The 17,006-nt window shown below is 72.7% G+C and carries 17 protein-coding genes; 9 read left to right on the top strand and 8 right to left on the bottom strand.

All coding sequences use genetic code 11. The features are described 5' to 3' along the window. The first annotated feature begins 20 nt into the window (after window positions 1-20). Together QCD66_RS07040 and QCD66_RS07035 are read left to right on the top strand one after the other, a co-directional pair. Window positions 21-1,247, top strand: a complete 1,227-nt coding sequence (locus QCD66_RS07040) for a GNAT family N-acetyltransferase (protein WP_375734677.1) — start codon at window positions 21-23, stop codon at window positions 1,245-1,247. A gap of 200 nt (window positions 1,248-1,447) precedes the next feature. Continuing rightward, a complete protein-coding gene (locus QCD66_RS07035; RefSeq protein ID WP_375734689.1) occupies window positions 1,448-1,855 on the top strand; it encodes a hypothetical protein in 408 nt (135 codons plus the stop codon). A gap of 11 nt (window positions 1,856-1,866) precedes the next feature. Here the strand turns inward: QCD66_RS07035 and QCD66_RS07030 are convergent, their stop codons facing one another. The 5 genes from QCD66_RS07030 to QCD66_RS07010 all read right to left on the bottom strand — a co-directional run bounded on the left by QCD66_RS07030 (window position 1,867) and on the right by QCD66_RS07010 (window position 6,286). After that, on the bottom strand, window positions 1,867-2,334 hold the full coding sequence (locus QCD66_RS07030; protein ID WP_375734676.1) for a ribose-5-phosphate isomerase: 468 nt from the start codon (window positions 2,332-2,334) through the stop codon (window positions 1,867-1,869). Between the two features lie 62 nt (window positions 2,335-2,396). After that, window positions 2,397-3,305 (bottom strand): alpha/beta hydrolase, encoded by a 909-nt coding sequence (locus QCD66_RS07025; protein WP_375734675.1) that lies wholly within the window; start codon window positions 3,303-3,305, stop codon window positions 2,397-2,399. A 4-nt stretch (window positions 3,306-3,309) separates the two neighbouring features. Further along, a complete protein-coding gene (locus QCD66_RS07020; protein WP_375734674.1) occupies window positions 3,310-4,530 on the bottom strand; it encodes a DUF1015 family protein in 1,221 nt (406 codons plus the stop codon). Between the two features lie 116 nt (window positions 4,531-4,646). Further along, window positions 4,647-4,967 carry a hypothetical protein gene (locus QCD66_RS07015; protein ID WP_375734673.1) on the bottom strand — a complete coding sequence of 107 codons (321 nt, stop codon included), beginning with the start codon at window positions 4,965-4,967 and terminating at the stop codon, window positions 4,647-4,649. Between the two features lie 692 nt (window positions 4,968-5,659). After that, the gene (locus QCD66_RS07010; RefSeq protein WP_375734672.1) at window positions 5,660-6,286 is read right to left on the bottom strand and encodes a disulfide bond formation protein DsbA; all 627 of its coding nucleotides are present in this window, start codon (window positions 6,284-6,286) and stop codon (window positions 5,660-5,662) included. 221 nt (window positions 6,287-6,507) lie between these two features. Between QCD66_RS07010 and pepN the strand changes: the two genes are divergently transcribed. Continuing rightward, window positions 6,508-9,054, top strand: coding sequence for an aminopeptidase N (pepN, locus tag QCD66_RS07005; RefSeq protein WP_375734671.1), 2,547 nt, complete (start codon window positions 6,508-6,510; stop codon window positions 9,052-9,054). Between the two features lie 108 nt (window positions 9,055-9,162). Here pepN and QCD66_RS07000 read toward each other — a convergent pair whose 3' ends face one another. Together QCD66_RS07000 and QCD66_RS06995 are read right to left on the bottom strand one after the other, a co-directional pair. Then, a complete protein-coding gene (locus QCD66_RS07000; protein ID WP_364220597.1) occupies window positions 9,163-9,573 on the bottom strand; it encodes a DUF5130 family protein in 411 nt (136 codons plus the stop codon). Continuing rightward, window positions 9,560-9,838: a hypothetical protein gene (locus tag QCD66_RS06995; protein WP_364220748.1), complete on the bottom strand. Its 279-nt coding sequence runs from the start codon at window positions 9,836-9,838 to the stop codon at window positions 9,560-9,562. The genes QCD66_RS07000 and QCD66_RS06995 overlap by 14 nt, the downstream gene beginning before the upstream one ends. Before the next feature lie 330 nt (window positions 9,839-10,168). Here QCD66_RS06995 and QCD66_RS06990 point away from each other — a divergent pair, with 330 nt between their 5' ends. Beyond that, complete coding sequence (locus QCD66_RS06990) at window positions 10,169-10,684, top strand: hypothetical protein (protein WP_375734670.1); 516 nt, start codon at window positions 10,169-10,171, stop codon at window positions 10,682-10,684. Next, entirely contained in the window at window positions 10,677-11,498 is an 822-nt protein-coding gene (locus QCD66_RS06985) for a class F sortase (RefSeq protein WP_364220603.1), read from the top strand. The genes QCD66_RS06990 and QCD66_RS06985 overlap by 8 nt, the downstream gene beginning before the upstream one ends. A 48-nt stretch (window positions 11,499-11,546) precedes the next feature. Here the strand turns inward: QCD66_RS06985 and QCD66_RS06980 are convergent, their stop codons facing one another. After that, complete coding sequence (locus tag QCD66_RS06980) at window positions 11,547-12,080, bottom strand: HNH endonuclease (RefSeq protein ID WP_375734669.1); 534 nt, start codon at window positions 12,078-12,080, stop codon at window positions 11,547-11,549. 337 nt (window positions 12,081-12,417) lie between these two features. Between QCD66_RS06980 and QCD66_RS06975 the strand changes: the two genes are divergently transcribed. The 4 genes from QCD66_RS06975 (at window position 12,418) to QCD66_RS06960 (ending at window position 16,987) form a co-directional block, all read left to right on the top strand. Continuing rightward, window positions 12,418-13,470, top strand: a complete 1,053-nt coding sequence (locus QCD66_RS06975; protein ID WP_375734688.1) for a mechanosensitive ion channel family protein — start codon at window positions 12,418-12,420, stop codon at window positions 13,468-13,470. 260 nt (window positions 13,471-13,730) lie between these two features. Then, on the top strand, window positions 13,731-15,119 hold the full coding sequence (locus QCD66_RS06970) for an MFS transporter (protein ID WP_364220606.1): 1,389 nt from the start codon (window positions 13,731-13,733) through the stop codon (window positions 15,117-15,119). A 49-nt stretch (window positions 15,120-15,168) separates the two neighbouring features. Further along, window positions 15,169-15,621, top strand: a complete 453-nt coding sequence (locus QCD66_RS06965) for a globin (protein ID WP_357542546.1) — start codon at window positions 15,169-15,171, stop codon at window positions 15,619-15,621. 109 nt (window positions 15,622-15,730) lie between these two features. Continuing rightward, a complete protein-coding gene (locus tag QCD66_RS06960; protein ID WP_375734667.1) occupies window positions 15,731-16,987 on the top strand; it encodes a PKD domain containing protein in 1,257 nt (418 codons plus the stop codon). Window positions 16,988-17,006 lie beyond the last annotated feature (19 nt).

Genomic DNA, 17,006 nt, shown 5'->3' with positions numbered 1-17,006 from the left:
CGATCGGCTAGACACGCAACATGACCGAAGCCGAACTGCCGATCCAGCCGGCCACCCCCGACGACTGGGACGAGGTCGGCGCCCTGATGGCCGCCTCGTTCCACCATGCCCTGGAGTCCGACGTCCACGAGAGTGAACGGCTGGTCTTCGAACCCGACCGGTCACTGGTGGTCCGCGACGAGGGACGCGTCGTCGCGCACGCCGCGGCGTTCACCCGCGACCTCACCGTCCCCGGAGCGGTGGTGCCGGCGACGCACGTGACCATGGTCGGGGTCGCGCCCACCCACCGGCGCCGCCGGCTGCTGACCCGGCTCATGGAGCGGCAGCTCGGCGAGGCCCGCGACGCCGGCCGCGAGCCGGTCGCGGTGCTGTGGGCCAGCGAGGGCCGGATCTACCCGAGGTTCGGCTACGGCCTCGCCAGCCAGCGCCTCGTCCTCGACGTCACGGCCCTGGAGGCCGGCCTGCCCGAGGCCGCCGGGGGCCGGCTGCGGACCGGCCCGCCGGACACGTTCCGGACCGAACTGGCCGACCTGTACGACCGGCTGTTGCCGGACCGGCCCGGCTGGTCCAGCCGCCCCGGCCGCTGGTGGGACCACCTGCTCGGCGACTTCCCCGGTCAGCGCGACGGCGCCACGGAACGCCGGGCCGTGCTGTACGAGGGCGCGGACGGCGTCGAGGGCTACGCGCTGTGGCGTACCAAGGGCGGCTGGACCCCGGGCGGACCCACCGGCGAGGTACGCGTCCAGGAGGTCGTCGCGGCGACCCCGGACGCCTACCGCCAGCTGTGGCGGTTCCTGCTGTCGATCGACCTGACCCGGACCGCGACCTATCCGTTCGGGTCGCTCGACGAGCCGTTGCAGCACCTGGTCGCCGAGCCGAGGCAACTGGTCCCCAGGGTCGCCGACGCGCTCTGGGTACGGCTGCTCGACGTCGGTGCCGCGCTGGCCGCCCGCCGCTACCGGACCCCGGTCGACGTGGTGGTCGACGTCACCGATCCACTGCTGCCGGACAACACCGGCCGGTGGCGGCTGACCGGCGACCGTACCGGCGCCCACTGCGAACGCACCGGCGGCCCGGCCGATCTCACCTGCGACGTCCGTGACCTGGGCGCGGTCTACCTGGGCGGGCCGGACCTGAACGCCCTCGCCGCCGCCGGCCGGGTCGGCGAGCTGGTTCCCGGCGCGGTGGCGCGTACCGCCGCCGCGTTCGGCTGGGACCGGGCTCCGGCGTCGCTGGAGGTGTTCTGACCGGGCCGGGCCGGTACCGTCGGCACATGGCGGATCCCGAACGCCGGCGGCGCCGGCTGCGGCACACCAAGGCCGGACGCGTCCCGGTCAACCCCGACGACCCGGCCGAGGGCGGGGCCGGACCGGACGGACCCGCCCGGCCGGCCGCGTGGCCGGACGACTCCGGGCGGCCGGACGGGCCGTCGGCGTCGACCGCACAGGTGCACGACCCACGGCCGGAGCCGTCGGCGCCCCGGCGGCGCGACACCGGCCGGCCCACCGACTCCCGCCGCGGCACCGGCCCCACCGGCGGCGGAACGACCGCCGCCGGTGACGGACCGGCCGCTGGAGCTCCGGCCACCGGTGGTGGTCGCGGTGCCGGTGGGCGGGGCAACGGGCGCGGCGACGGCAGGCGCGGCAACGGCGGCCCGCCGGCCGACGACCGGGAAGCCGAACGGGGGCTGCGCGGGCTGATCGGCTCCGGGACCTCGCAGGTCGACGTACGCGCCGCACTGCGGGCCCGGGACGCGTCCCGGCCGACCGCCGCCGACCTGGCCGAAGCCGAGGATCGGCTGGTGGTCGTACGCCGCAACTGGGTGCCCCGCGAAGACCTGCCGCGCAACCGCTGACGGCCGCCCGGCTACGGCAGCGGGGGCAGTTCGGTCGTCGCCTCGTACCCGGTGATCGTCGCGATCCGGCGCGCGTGCCGGTCGTTGCCGGAGAACGGGGTGGCCAGGAACGCCTCGACGATCGCGGTCGCCTCGTCGAGGGTGTGCTGGCGGGCGCCGATCGCGACCACGTTGGCGTCGTTGTGCTGGCGGGCGAGCTGCGCGGTGTCGATGTTCCACGCCAGCGCCGCCCGTACCCCGTCGACCTTGTTGGCCGCGATCTGCTCGCCGTTGCCGGACCCGCCGATGACGATGCCGAGGCTGCCCTCGTCGGCGACCACGCGGGCCCCGGCGTGCAGGCAGAACACCGGATAGTCGTCGTCGGGGTCGTAGTGGTGCGGGCCGACGTCGACCAGGTCGTAGCCCTGCTTGGCGAGGTGGTTGGCCAGGTGTGCCTTGAGCTCGAAGCCGGCGTGGTCGGCTCCCAGGTATACGCGCATGACCGGCAGTCTGTCAGCCGCCGGCCGGAGCCCGGCGCCGGGACACGGCGCCGGGCGATCGGTCACACCAGCGCCGCGCGCAGCGCCGCCGCGATCTGGTCGGTGGCCACCGCGGCGGCGTCGAAGATGGCGAGCTTGCGGACGAAGCCGTGGTTGACGCCCTGGTAGCGGACGGTCACCACGGGCACGCCGGCGGCGAGCAGTTCGACGCCGTACCGCTCGCCCTCGTCGCGCAGGACGTCGTACTCGGCAGTGATCAGCAGGGTGGGCGGCATGCCGGCCAGCGGCGCCGCGAGCGGTGCCACGTCCGGCGCGGCCCGGTCGGCGGGGTCGGGCACGAACAGGTCCCAGAACCGGGCCATGGTCGCCCGGTCGAGGCCGGCCCCACCGAGGTCGCGGTAGGAGTCCGAGGCCATCGCCGGGTCGATGACCGGATAGATCAGCACCTGGTGGGCCAGCGGCCGGCCGGCGTCGCGCTGCCGGCGGGCGACGACGGTGGCCAGATGGCCGCCGGCGCTGTCGCCGCCGATCGCCACCCGGCTCACGTCCAGCCCGAGACCTTCGCGGCGCAGCCAGGTCAGCGCGGTCTCGACGTCGTCGACCCCCGCCGGGTACGGGTGCTCGGGCGCGAGCCGGTAGTCGACCGAGAGCACCGCGCAGCCGGACCGGTCGGCGACCCGCCGGCAGAACGCGTCGACGATCTCCACGTTGCCCATCGCCCAGCCGCCGCCGTGCACGTAGACGAGCACCGGTACGCCGGGAGCGGGCGCGTAGAGCCGGCACGGCACCCCGTCGGCGTCCACATCGGACACAGAAGCGACCGGAACCGGAGGTCCGCACTCCGCCGGCACCGCGGCGAGCATGGCCGCCCGGCCGGCCGCCAGCGCCGCGAGCGGATCGGCGTCGACCACCTCGGACGCCGGCCGTGGCCGTACCGCGAGCGCGGCCACCACCTGCGGGTGAAGGGTCACGCGCTCACGCCCCTGCCCCGTCGTCGCCGAGCTGGGCGAGGACGAGGCCGGCGCGGGCCTTCGGGGTGAACCAGGTGCTCTTGCGGGGCAGCTTCTGGCGGGCCAGGTTGACCGCCACGAAGTCGTCGACGGTCACCGGGGCGATCAGCACGGCCAGCTCCGCCCGTCCGGCGTCGACCTCACCGGTCAGCCATTCGGCGGGGTAGTCGCCGCCGACGTACGTGATCCGCTTGTCGCCCGGGTCGAGGCCGAGGACGCCGCGCAGCAGCACCCGCTCGACCAGGGCGTGGTCGAGATTGTCGACGACGCCGCCACCGGCGGTGGCCGGCAGCTTGACCGCCAGGGTGCGGCCGGCGGTGTAGAGGTGGACGACCCCGCCACCGGTCGGCACGGTGGCCGGACCGGCGACCGGTTCGACCGTGGCGCCGGCGGCGGTCAGCTCGGCGACCAGTTCGTCGGGAGTCACGGTCAGCTCGGCGACCAGCCGGTTGTAGGGCTGGATGGCGACCGACGCCGGGGTGGTCACCACGGCCAGGAAGCGGCGCAGGCCGCCGGTCTGCGCCGCCAGGCTGCGGTGGTTGCCGTCGGCGACGACGAGTTCGCCGCCCCCGGCCAGCGCGGTCAGCTCGTCCTGCTCGGGGCCGGGCCCGACGAGCCAGATCGCGTGCGTACGCCCCGACTGGTCGACATCGGTCGCCGCCGGTGCGCCGGCCCGCTCGGTCGCCGCGGCCAGCGCCGTGTGCAGTTCCTCGCCCCGCCCGGTCTGCAACAGCAGTACGGGCGACAGCAGGTGCCCGGTCTCCTCGGCCAGCGCGACCCGCTCGCGGACCTTCTCGATGAACACGTCCTCGTTGCGGATCACCAGCCCCGGTTCGTCGGCGCTGGTCGAGATCTGGTCGGTGTCGACGGCGGCGAAGAGCCCGTACGCGGCGCCGTCGCTGGCCGGCTCGGAGATCCGGTAGAGCACCACGACCCGCTCGGCCGGGGTGTAGCTGCCGTCGGCCTTCGCCTCGGCCAGCCGGGCGACGGCGGCGGGCAGGCTGTCGAGGAAGGAGCGGCCCTCGGCGTCGGGTGCCTTGTGCGGCATCTCGATCGCCAGGGCGCTGTGCGGGTTGGCCCCGATGATCGCGGTGATCTCCGCGTCGTCGGCGAACTCGTCGTAGTTTTGCGCGCCGGTGCCGCCAGTGGTGATCCAGGCCCGGGCGATCGGATGCACGACCGTCATGTTCGGTGACGCTACCGTCGCACCCCGGTGTGACGCCCGATACCCCGGCGGTTCACCGCCTGATGGGCGGGGCCGCGGCGGCCGTCCGGACGTACCGGCTGGTCCGGGGGGTCGGGTCAGGCGGCGCGGGCCGGGCGGCGGACGGCGGGCCGGACCGGATTGTCGCGCGGGGTGCCGGACCCGACGACCGCCATCCGGCGGCGGCGGGTCGGGGCCGCCCTGCGCACCGGCACCGCTGCCGCCGCCGGCACCGCAGCCTGCGGTGCTCCGGTGGCCGCCAGCACCGACACCACCACGGGCGGCGCCAGCAGGTCGGCACATCCGGGTGGAAGCCGGTCACTCCACCGGCCGACCTCGACCGCCCAGCGGCCGCCCAGACATTGCGCGACCTCGGCGGGCTCTGCGGGCTCCGCGGCTGGTTCGCGGGTCTCGACCATCGAAATGCCTCCGCTGCGGCGATAGCACGACCCGTTCCGGGTCGCCGTGATGAACACCCTGCGCAACGAGGCTGTCGACCACTTGTCACGGCGCCGTCAGCCCCACGATAGGCGGATACCGCCGCCGGCCGGGCCGTTTCCCGCCGGCCGCCGCCCCCGTGCCCTTCGTGGCGGGGCGGCGGGTGGTGATCGTCAGTTGTCCCGCCGTTGCAGGTACGGCGTGTCGAACTGCTGGGCAGCAGATGATCACGGATGCCCTGGCGGTGGCCACCACCACCTCGTCCCGGCGCCCGCGCCTGCCGGGGAAGGACCCCTCAGGTGTTGCGGTCCACAGCGAATTCGGCGTACGTACAGCGAATTCGCTGTAGGGCGTGGCAGTGGTATCGGGCCTCCGGGTGGGCCGGTGGACCGGGCCGGCACCCACCGCCCTGAGCGCTGCCCGGCCACGGCGAGCAGTTCGGTACGGTGCCGGGACACGCCAGCCGCTGACTGGCAGTCAAGCTCCTGACCAGGCCAAACGTCTCCCGCCGGGCCGGCGCCGGCGGTAGCGGGCGGACAGGTCGTGTCGAAGGCACGACGCCGGCCAGACGAAGGGTCACGCCCACTACCACCAGCATCAGCTCACCACTGGTGAACCGACCCCGTCGACGCAGTCCTGGGCCAGGCCGACGCCGACCCCGCCATGCTCACAGTCAGCCGAAGGACGGGTCCTCGTCGCGGGACCGCTTGAGCTCGTAGAAGCCCGGCGTGCCCGCGACCAGCACGACCCCGTCCCAGAGCCGACCGGCGGCCTCGCCCTTCGGCGCGGGGGTGACGACCGGCCCGAAGAACGCGACCGGCTGGCCGGGGACCGGGCCGGGCGCGTGGATGACCGGGGTGCCGACGTCGGTGCCGACCGGCTTCATGCCGGCGTTGTGGCTGGCCACCAGCGCCTCGTCGAACTCGGTGGAGTCGGCGGCGTCGGCCAGCGCCGGATCGAGGCCGACGTCGGTGAGCGCGTCGACGTAGAGCTGCCGGCCCAGTTCCTGCCGGCCCAGGTGGATCCGGGTGCCGAGCGCGGTGTAGAGGTCACGCAGCACGGCGGCGCCGTGCTCGCGCTCGGCGGCGATGCAGACCCGTACCGGCCCCCAGCCGGCCTCCAGCAGCTTGGCGTACTGCTCCGGGACGTCCCGGCCGGAGTTGAGCACCGACAGGCTCATGACGTGGAACCGCATGTCGAGTTCGCGTACCTTCTCGACCTCGAGCAGCCAGCGGGAGGTGACCCAGGCCCAGGGGCAGATGGGGTCGAACCACATGTCGACGGTCTCGCGCTCAGCCACGATGCTGTCCTTTCCCATGGTCGGCGCGGGATGTCGCGCCCCTGCGCCGAATCCTTCCCCCACGAAGGCCGTGACGGCACCATTACCAGAACGTGACCTGGACCACCCCCGCCAGTTGTTTTTCGACATGGAAGACTCGACGCGGGCCATCATCGTCGTGGCCCGTTCCTGTCAACGGGGACAGCGGGTAAGACGCGGATGGAGAACTGATAGTGCCCGGAGTGCGCAATCTGAACCAGGTCGAGGCGACCGAGCGGGCCCGCCTGCTCGACGTGACCGGCTATGACATCAACCTGGACCTCTCCTCGGCCGGGCGGGCCGCGGACAACCGCACCTTCCGGTCGGTGACCGAGGTCCGGTTCACCTGCGCGGAGCCCGGGGCGTCGACGTTCATCGAGGTCGCCGCCGAGACGGTACGGTCCGCGACGCTCAACGGCACGTCGCTGGATCTCTCCGGGTGGTCGGCGGAGAAGGGGCTGACGCTGCCCGGCCTGGCGGCCGACAACGTCCTCGTCGTCGACGCCGATTTCGCGTACTCGGCCAGCGGGCAGGGCCTGCACCGCAGCGTCGACCCGGTCGACGGCGAGACCTATCTCTACAGCCAGTTCGAGACCGCCGACGCGCAGCGGGTCTTCGCCTGCTTCGACCAGCCCGACCTGAAGAGCGTCTACACCTGGCACGCCACCGTGCCGGCACACTGGACGGTCGTCTCGAACTCCACGGTGGACCGTGTCGAGCCGGGCGACGACACCAAGACCGTCCACTTCGCCACGTCGGCGCGGATGAGCTCCTACATCACGGCCCTGTGCGCCGGCCCCTACCACGAGGTACGGCGCACCCACGACGGCATCGACCTGGGCTACTTCTGCCGGGCGAGCATGGCCGAGCACCTCGACACCGACAACCTGCACCTGATCACCACGCAGGGCTTCGACTTCTTCCACGAGCAGTTCGGCGTGCGCTACCCGCTGCCGAAGTACGACCAGCTCTGGGTGCCCGACTTCAACGCCGGCGCGATGGAGAACTTCGCCTGCGTCACCCACTCCGAGGCGCACTACCTCTTCCGCTCCCAGGTCACCGACTTCGAGCACGAGCAGCGGGCCAACACGATCCTGCACGAGCTGGCGCACATGTGGTTCGGCGACCTGGTCACCATGCGCTGGTGGAACGACCTGTGGCTCAACGAGTCCTTCGCGGAGTGGGCCAGCCACTGGGCCAACACCCACGCCACCCGGTTCACCGACGCGTGGACGACGTTCCTGTCGGTCCGCAAGAACTGGGGCTACCGGCAGGACCAGCTCTCCTCCACGCACCCGGTCTACTGCGAGATGCCGGACCTGGAGGCCGTCGAGGTCAACTTCGACGGGATCACCTACGCCAAGGGCGCCAGCGTGATCAAGCAGTTGGTCGCCTACGTCGGGCTGGAGCCGTTCCTGGCCGGGCTGCGGGCATACTTCGGCAAGCACGCGTGGGGCAACGCCACCTTCGACGACCTGCTGTCGGAGCTGGAGGCCGCCTCCGGCCGCGAGCTGCGCAAGTTCGCCGCCCAGTGGCTGGAGACCGCACAGGTCAACACGCTGCGCCCCGAGGTGTCGATCGGCGCCGACGGCACCTACGAGCGGGTGACCGTGCTGCAGGAGGCGCCCGCCGACTACCCGACGTTGCGCACCCACCGGATCGGGGTCGGCCTCTACGACCTCGACGGCGAGCGTCTGGTCCGGCGCGACCTGATCGAGATCGACGTCACCGGGGAACGCACCGTGGTCGAGCGGCTCGCCGGGGTTCGGGCGGCCGACGTGCTGCTGCTCAACGACGAGGACCTGACGTACGCGAAGCTGCGGCTCGACGAGCGGTCGATGGCCGCCGTCGTGCAGCACATCGGCAAGTTCGAATCGTCGCTGTCCCGCGCGCTGTGCTGGTCGGCGGCCTGGGACATGGTCCGCGACGCCGAACTGGCGGCCCGCGACTACGTGGCGCTGGTGCTGGCCGGGCTGCCCAGCGAGGGCGACATCAACCTGGTCACCCAGACGCTGCGGCAGGGCGCCAGCACGCTGGCCAACTACGCCGACCCGACGTGGGCGCCGCAGGGCTGGGCGGAATACGCCCGGACCGCGCGCGCCGCGCTGGCCGCCGCGCAGGCGGGCAGCGGGCTGCAACTCGCGTGGGCGCGGGCCTTCGCGACCGCCGCCCGGTCGGCCGAGGACCTGGCGGTGCTGCGCGGCTGGCTCGACGGCGCCGACGTCCCGGCGGGTCTGACCATCGACACCGAGCTGCGCTGGGCGCTGTTGCAGGCACTGGTCGCCAACGGCGCGGCCGGCGCCGACGAGATCGACGCCGAACTCGGCCGGGACCGTACGGCCAGCGGTGAGCGGGAGGCGGCGCTGGCCCACGCGCTGGTGCCGACCGTCGCCAACAAGGAAGCGGTGTGGGCCCGGCTCACCGGTGGCGAGGCCCTGCCGAACTGGCAGAACCGCGCGCTGCTGCGCGGCTTCCACCACCCGGCGCAGGTCGAGCTGACCGCCGGCTACACCACCCGCTTCTTCGAGGCGGTCGGCCAGGTGTGGGCCAGCCGGGACAGCGAGCCGGCACAGGAGTTCGTACTCCACGCCTACCCGGCCTTCCAGGTCAGCGAGGAGACGGTGGCCGCCACCGACGCGTGGCTGGCGCAGGACGGGCACCCGGCGCCGCTGCGCCGGCTGGTCGGCGAGGGCCGCGACGGGGTCGTACGCGCCCAGCAGGCCCGGGCGAAGGACGCGGCCGCCGGCTGAGCGACCGGACGTGAAGAGGCCCCGGGCTGGTCGAGCCCGGGGCCTTCTTCGTCGTTCGTGGTGGAACCTTCGCCGTTCGTGGTGGAGCCGGAAGACCGGCTCGCGGGGTCACCCCTTGCGGGCCCGGCTGGCAAGCTGGTCGAGCCCGGTGACGAGGCCACCGGCGAGGTCACCGCCGCCGAAGGACGCCACCATCGACAGCGCGGCCAGCTTGGCGTCGCGGTCCGGGATGCGCTTGCGCACCTCGGCGCCGGTGACCACCTCGAGCCGGCGCTGGTTGGGCGAGACCGCGATCAGCACCGCCCGGTCGGGCTCGGTGATCTGGCCGTGCAGCCGCTCGGCGTGCTCGCGTACCGGCTCCTCGAGGTCGCCGACGTAGATGCTGAAGATGTAGTCGGTCGACTCGTCGGCCAGCCGCAGCGCCTCGTCGATCCGCAGCAGTTGGCGGGTGGAGAACGGCCCGTCGAGCACCTCCGGCCGCCCGCTCAGGCTGGGGGCCGTCAACTCACCAGCGGTCACTTGCGCCTCCAGTCCCGCGCGCCGCGACCGGCGTGCCCTCGTTCTCGGTGCCACCGGTCAGTTCGCGCCGCTGCCCGCCCGCGGGCAGCGCGGCGGCCTCGGCCCCCGGCGACACCTGCTCGGGCGAGGACAGGAACCACACCGGCGTGAAGTCGAAGGGTCGACCGGGCCGGTAGCGCGGCGTGCCCCGGCCACCGCCGCCGACCATGCCGAGGCCGGCGATCACGAGCACGATGAGGGCCGGGATGCCGACGTAGATGAGCACCGTGTTGGTAACAGACAACTCAACGCCCCCAGGCGGGAAAGCGGACCAGGGTCACCGGCCGGTCGGCCAGTTGGCCAGCCCCGACTCAGGTGATTCACGGTAGCGGAGGGCATCGTACGGCAGTTTTCCGGGTGCCGGTACGGCGGTTTCGACGGCCGGTTCGGCAGTCCACGGTCGAGGTGGCGGCGATGTTCGTACGGTCGTCCCTGATGCCCGTTTCACCACTATCGCACCCCGTCGGACTGCCTGATTCGAAGGATTTTGCCCCGTTACCAGTGCGACGATGACGGGGACAGAAGAGCGGTCCAGCCGTGCCAGGAAGGGGCCAGCATGGGGATCCGCAGACTTGTCAGCCGTACCCGCACCGCACTGGCCGTGACGGTCGCCACGGTATGCGCCGTACTACTGCTCGGCGCACCGGCCGCACTCGCCCAGACGGTCCGGATCGACCTCAATCCGCCCACCGTCCAGGCCGGCAACCGGGTCGGGATCACCGCCAACTGCGGGGACAACCTCAACCAGGCGCGGGTCGAGTCGGACGCCTTCGGCCAGGTCATTCTCCAGCCCGAGAACGGTGTGCTGACCGGCGCGGTGACGGTGCCCGGCAGCAAGGCACCGGGCAACTACAACGTGCATCTCACCTGTGCCAACGGGAGCACGGCCGACACCAACCTCAACGTCATCAACCAGACCCGGCCGACCCAGGGCCCGGCCGCCGGAGGCGGCGGCATGGCGGGCGGCCTGGACGGCCGTACGGTGCTGATCGGCGGGCTCGCCACGCTCGCCCTGGGCGCCGGGCTGGCGCTGGCGACGGCGCGACGGCGCCGCGACGGCGCCCGTGCCTGAGCCGGGCACCGGCACCACCGGGCGGCGCCGGGCCACCGGCACCGCCCGGGTCACCGGGCCGAGGCCGACCAACGGATCGGGCGGCGGGTGGGTCACCGGCCCCTGGTCGGGTCAGGCCGGGCCGGACCGGGCGGTCGGGCGCGCCACCGTACGCGGGGTCAGCCCGGCACCGGAGGGGTCGCTGATCGCCGCGCCGCCGCGCAACCGGCGCGGCACCGGCTCGATGTCGGTGGTCATGCTGCTCGTCGGCATCTTCGTCACCGGTCTCGGGCTGGGCCAGCTCGGCGGTCTCGACCTGGTGACCTTCCGGCCGGGCAGCAAACCGCCGCCCCGGGAGTTCCCGGTCATGGAAGCGAGCCGGCCGGTCCGGGTCACGATCAAGGACATCGGGGTCAGGACGCCGGTGCACGACGTGGGGATCGGCGCCGACGGCACCATCGAGGTGCCGGGGCTCGAACGCCGCAACGAGGCCGGCTGGTACGAGCAGGGGCCGACGCCGGGCGAGTTCGGCCCCGCCGTGATCGTCGGGCACGTCGACGGACCCACCGGCCCGTCGGTGTTCCACCGGTTGACCAACCTGCACGCGGGTACGCGGATCGAGATCGCCCGCAAGGACAAGTCGGTGGCCGTCTTCGAGGTCAACTCCGTCGAGCGCTTCGACAAGGGCAACTTTCCGGTCGACCGGGTCTTCGACGACTTCAGCCGCCCCGGCCTGCGGCTGATCACCTGCGGCGGCCAGTGGGTCGGCGGCACCACCGGATACGCCGACAACGTGATCGTCTTCGCCTCGCTGGTCAAGGCCCGCACGCGCTGAGGCCGCCGGCACCGCCCGGGCGGTGCCGGCGGCGCTGACCGTGGTCGGTCAGGCGGCCTCGGTCTCCGGCAGGTCGAGCCAGCCGGCCCAACGCGGATCCGGTGCCCGGTGGCCCAGCACCCGCCACGCCGTGCCCTTCGGGGCGGCCGGGGCGCTGTGCAGCCGCCAGCCCAGCTCGGCCGGGGTCTTGTCGCCCTTGGTGTGGTTGCACTTCGCGCAGGCGGCGACGACGTTCTCCCAGGCGTGCCCGCCGCCGCGGCTGCGCGGGAAGACGTGGTCGATGGTCTCGGCCGGGCCGCGGCAGTAGGCGCAGCGCCAGCCGTCGCGGGCGAAGATGGCCCGGCGGGACAGGCCGACGTGCGAGCGGTAGGGCACCCGGACGAAGCGGGTCAGCCGGACGACCGACGGCACCGGCAGCGCGTGCCGGGCACTGTGCAGGACGCCCTCGCCGTCGGCGACACAGACGGCCTTGGCCGACAGGACGAGGATCGCGGCCCGACGTACCGATACGACACACAGCGGCTCGTAGCTTGCGTTGAGCACCAACGCTCCGGAGCCCACCGTGGGTCGTATGTCAGGCATCGCGCTCACCTCTCGGTTTTCGGTCTCACCCGTTCCGTAGTCACCCGCGTGCACAGCGCAGTCCGGCCAGCCCGGACCGCGACCGACGCCGGCTGGTCACCGGCGTCCGTGCGCCAATAGTCCCCGATGACCCGACCAATTGCACGTACTAATCGGGGGGTCCCGCATGAAGCTTTCGTGTCCCGTGGCAAGATGACCGGTTCCGTAGCGTTTGGTTGGGCCGAACGGCGCTGTCCCTCACGGCCGTACGGGGGCGGCGTGGAGCCCGTCCGGCGGGTGCGGTACGAAGACAGTCGTGACGACCGGCATCTCAAAATCCGACATTTCTTCGATCGTGCTGGCCCAGCCGACCCCGCCGGGTCCGGTCTCGCCGGCACCCGAGGAGACCCCGGAGCCGAGTGCGACCTGCGCGGGCGACCTGCTGTGCAACCAGCTCTTCGAGTGGACCGGGCTGCCCTGGTTCGCCGAGGGCAGCTACTACATCCTGGTCAAGCCGCTGCGCATCGTGCTCATCGTGGTGGTCGCGGTCATCATCCGCTACCTGCTGCACCGCGGGATCAACCAGTTGGTCCGCCGTACGTCGACCACGGAGGTGCCGACCATCCTGCGGCCCCTGCGGGAACGCATCCCCACCGCGGCCAGCGACCCCACGGCGGTCTTCCCCGAGCGACGACGGCAGCGTGCCGAGGCGATCGGGTCGGTGCTGCGCAGCACGGTCACCGCGGTGGTCTTCTCGATCGCGGCCCTGCTGGTGCTCAGCGAGCTGAGCTTCAACCTGGCGCCGTTGCTGGCCAGCGCCGGCATCGTCGGCGTCGCGCTCGGCTTCGGCGCGCAGTCGCTGGTCAAGGATCTGATCGCCGGCCTCTTCATGCTGCTGGAGGACCAGTACGGCGTGGGCGACACGGTCGACCTGGGCGACGCCACCGGTGTCGTGGAGGCGGTCGGCCTGCGGATCACCACGATCCGTGACGGCCGCGGGGTCCTCTGGTACATCCGGAACGGCGAGATCATCCGGGTCGGCAACAAGAGCCAGGGCTGGGCGATGGTCATCGTCGACATGCCGATCGGATTCGGCGGCACCGAGAAGGCGACCGAGATCATGCGGGTCGCCGCCGCCGCGGTCGCCGCCGATCCCGACCTGGTCGAACACATCGTCGAGCCGCCGGAGGTGCTGGGGGTGGAGACGGTGACGGTCGATGGCACGGTAATCCGGACAATTGCCAAGACGACCGCGGAAGGACAGTTCGCGGTCGGCCGGGAATTGCGCCGTCGACTGGCGGAGGCACTGGAGAATTCCGGCATCACGGCACGGCTGGCGGCCTCCAGGATGTACGCCCAACCGGCCGCGACGGCCGACGAGGGCGGAACCGGACAGGGTGGCGCCACCTGATCGGATAACCAGGACAACCCGGGTCGCGCGGCCACCGGACGGGGTCGCGCGCCGGGTGGGCGGTCCGATATCGTCCGTTCGTTCAGTCGCACTACCGACGCATTGACCATTCGCACTAGCCAGGCGTCGGACGATCGGGCAGAATCCGTGACAAGCTCGCTTTCAGAGCGTCACGAAGATGTCACCCACCCCTACGTCTGGCAGGCGTTCCCGACTTCCATCACAAATGGTCACGGTCACGGAACGTATGGAGGCCCCCGGTGTCCGAGGAGACCCAAGCCCCCCTGAGACCCGCCACCTTCCGTGAGGTCTTCGCCCAGGCCGAGTTCCGGGCGCTCTACTCGGCCACCACACTCACGTGGATCGGTGACTACCTGGCCAAGGCCGCGATCACGGTGATGGTCTACAACGAGACCCGATCGGTCGCGATGTCGGCCGCCGCGTTCGCGGTGAGTTTCCTGCCCTGGATCATCGGCGGCCCCCTGCTGGCCACCGTCGCCGAGCGGCACCCCTACCGGACGGTCATGGTCACCGCCGACCTGATCCGGATGGTGCTGATCGCGCTGGTCGCACTGCCGTTCCTGCCGGTCTGGGCGACGATCGGGCTGCTGTTCCTGATGACGTTGGCCAACCCGCCGAGCCAGGCCGCCCGGTCCGCGCTGATGCCGGTCCTGCTCAAGGGCGACCGGCTCGTGGTGGGCCTGTCGGTCACCACCAGCACCAGCCAGGCCGCCCAGGTGGGCGGCTACGTCGCCGGTGCCGCGATCGCCGCCGTCAACCCGCGCATCGCCCTGGTGATCAACGCCGCCGCGTTCGCCGCCTCGGCGCTGATCCTGCGACTCGGCGTACGCAAGCGGCCGCCGGCGATGACCTCGGCGCACCGCAGCAACCTGTTCCGGGAGACGGGCGAGGGCTTCCAGATCGTCTTCGGCACCCCGGTCCTCCGGGCCACCGCCGTGATGGTCTTCGCCGCAATGCTGTTCGCGATCGTGCCGGAAGGGCTGGCCGCGGCCTGGGCCGCCGAGCGCCCGCTCGGCGACGACGAGAGCCGCCGGGGCCTGTCCCAGGCGCTGATCATGGCGGCCGGACCGGTGGGCTTCATCCTGGGCAGCCTGGTCGTCGGCCGCGCCATCCGGCCCGACATCCGCCGCGCGCTGATCCGGCCGTTCGCCGTACTGGCCCCGCTGGCGCTGGTGCCGGCCCTGCTCAATCCCTCGCCGACGGTGGTCGCGCTGCTGGCGGCGGTCTCCGGGGTGGCCATCGCCGGCCTGCTCCCGGTCGCCAACGGCCTCTTCGTGCAGGCGCTGCCGCACGGCTACCGGGCCCGGGCGTTCGGTGTGATGCAGACCGGCATGCAGGTCACCCAGGGCGGCGCGGTGCTGCTGACCGGCCTGCTCGCCTCCCGCTTCTCGATCCCGACCGTGGTGGGGGTGTGGAGCGCGGCCGGCGTGCTGCTCATGCTCCTGACCGCGGCGCACTGGCCCAGCGCCGAGCGCTTCAACGAGGCGATCGCGAAGGCCAGCCGCCAGGGCCGCGAGCAGGCCGACCCCGACCCCGCCGGACCGGCGCAACCCGACGGCCCGGACCGCACCGCCGTACCGTCCCAGCCCCGCCCGGCCGCCTCCAAGCCGGGCGTCGGCGCCCTGTGACCCCGGGTCGGGCCACCGATCCGTCCCCCGGAACGCCTGGCAGGATGGAATGGTGAATCCAGCAGCGGAGCCAGCACAGGGCCAGCCGTCGGCTGACCAGACCTCGCCCGAGACCTTCTTCGCGCTGATCGGCGGCGAGCCGACCTTCCGCAAGCTGGTCGCCGAGTTCTATCGGGGCATCGCCGCCGATCCCGTACTGCGCCCGATGTACCCGGAGGCCGATCTCGGACCGGCCACCGAGCGCATGACGCTGTTCCTGATGCAGTACTGGGGCGGTCCCAACACCTATTCGCAGCAGCGCGGCCATCCCCGGCTGCGGATGCGGCACGCCCCGTTCCGGATCGGCCCGGCCGAGCGCGACGCCTGGCTGGGCCACATGCGGCAGGCCGTCGACAGCATCGACCTGCCGCCCGACCAGGCCGCTACCCTGTGGGACTACCTGGAACGGGCCGCGTACTTCATGGTGAACACGATGGACGACATTCCATCGGGAAACGGCTAGAACCACCCCATAACGCGTCGCCCGCCGTCCTCGGTCGTTGATCCGCACGTAGTCAACGACCGGGGGCGCCGACTCCCGGCCACTCTGCCGCCGAGGAGTCCCCCACACCATGCGCCGCCGCCTCATCGCAGCCGCCACCGTGCTGGCCGTCTCCGGCCTCGCCGGCGTACTGCCCGCCGTCGCCGACATGGCACACCCCGCCGTCGTGTCCGACGACCCGGTCGACTGGACGCCGCACATCCTCGACGGAACCGTCCGGGCCATCACGGTGGTCGGTGACACCGTCGTCGTCGGCGGCGACTTCACCGCCGTGACCGACAGCGACCGCCGCAATCCCCAGCGCCGCCAGTACCTCCTCGCCTTCGACGCCGGCGACGGCACCGTGCGGTCCTTCGCACCCCGCCTCGACGGCCCGGTGTACGCCCTCGCCCCCGGCGCCGACGGAACCATCTACGCGGGCGGCGCCTTCCGTACGGTCAACGGGGTCCACCAGCGCGGGCTGGCCCGGCTGTCGCTGGCCGACGGCGCCCGCGTCCCGGGGTTCGCCGCGAGCATCAACTGGGGTGACGTACGCGCCCTGGCCGTCTCCGGTGCCCGGCTCTACGCCGGCGGCACCTTCAGCCAGGTCAGCGGGGTGAACCGGACCGCGCTGGCCCGCCTCGACGCGGCCACCGGCGCCGTCGACGCCGGCTTCGACGCCGCGCTCACCGGGCAGGGCCTGCCCCGGGTACGGGTCGAGGACTTCGCCCTCTCCCCCGACGGGAACCGGCTCGTCCTGGCCGGTGCGATCACCCACGTACGCGGAGTGGCCCGCCCGCAACTGGTCATGCTGGAGACCGGCGGCCCGAACGCGGTGCTCGCCAACTGGTACACCGACGCCTACCGGCAGACCTGCGACGGCGACTACGCCACCTACCTGCGCGGCGTCGACTTCGCGCCGGACGGCTCCTACCTGGTGGTGGTGACCACCGGCCACGACTCCGGTCCGGGCCGGCTGTGCAACACCGCCGCCCGCTTCGAGACCACCGGCACCGGCCGGCACAACCCGACGTGGATCAATCACACCGGCGGCAACACGCTCTACTCGGTCGCCGTCACCGGCAGTGCCGTGTACGTCGGCGGTCACCAGCGCTGGCTGGACAACCCGTACGGCGACAAGTCGGCCGGTCCGGGTGCGGTGTCCCGGCCGGGTATCGGCGCGATCGACCCGCGTTCGGGCAAGGCACTGCCGTGGAACCCGACCCGTAGCCGTGGTGTCGGGGTGCGCGCGTTCCTCGCCACACCGAAAGGGCTCTGGGTCGGCTCGGACACCGACCAGCTGGGCCGGGAGTACCACGGCCGGATCGGCATGTTCCCCATGCCGTGAGCGAGCGGCCGGCCGAGGC

Source organism: Polymorphospora sp. A560 (assembly GCF_045781765.1).
Taxonomy (GTDB): Bacteria; Actinomycetota; Actinomycetes; order Mycobacteriales; family Micromonosporaceae; genus Polymorphospora; species Polymorphospora lycopeni.
This window is presented reverse-complemented; position numbering and strand designations above follow the sequence as displayed.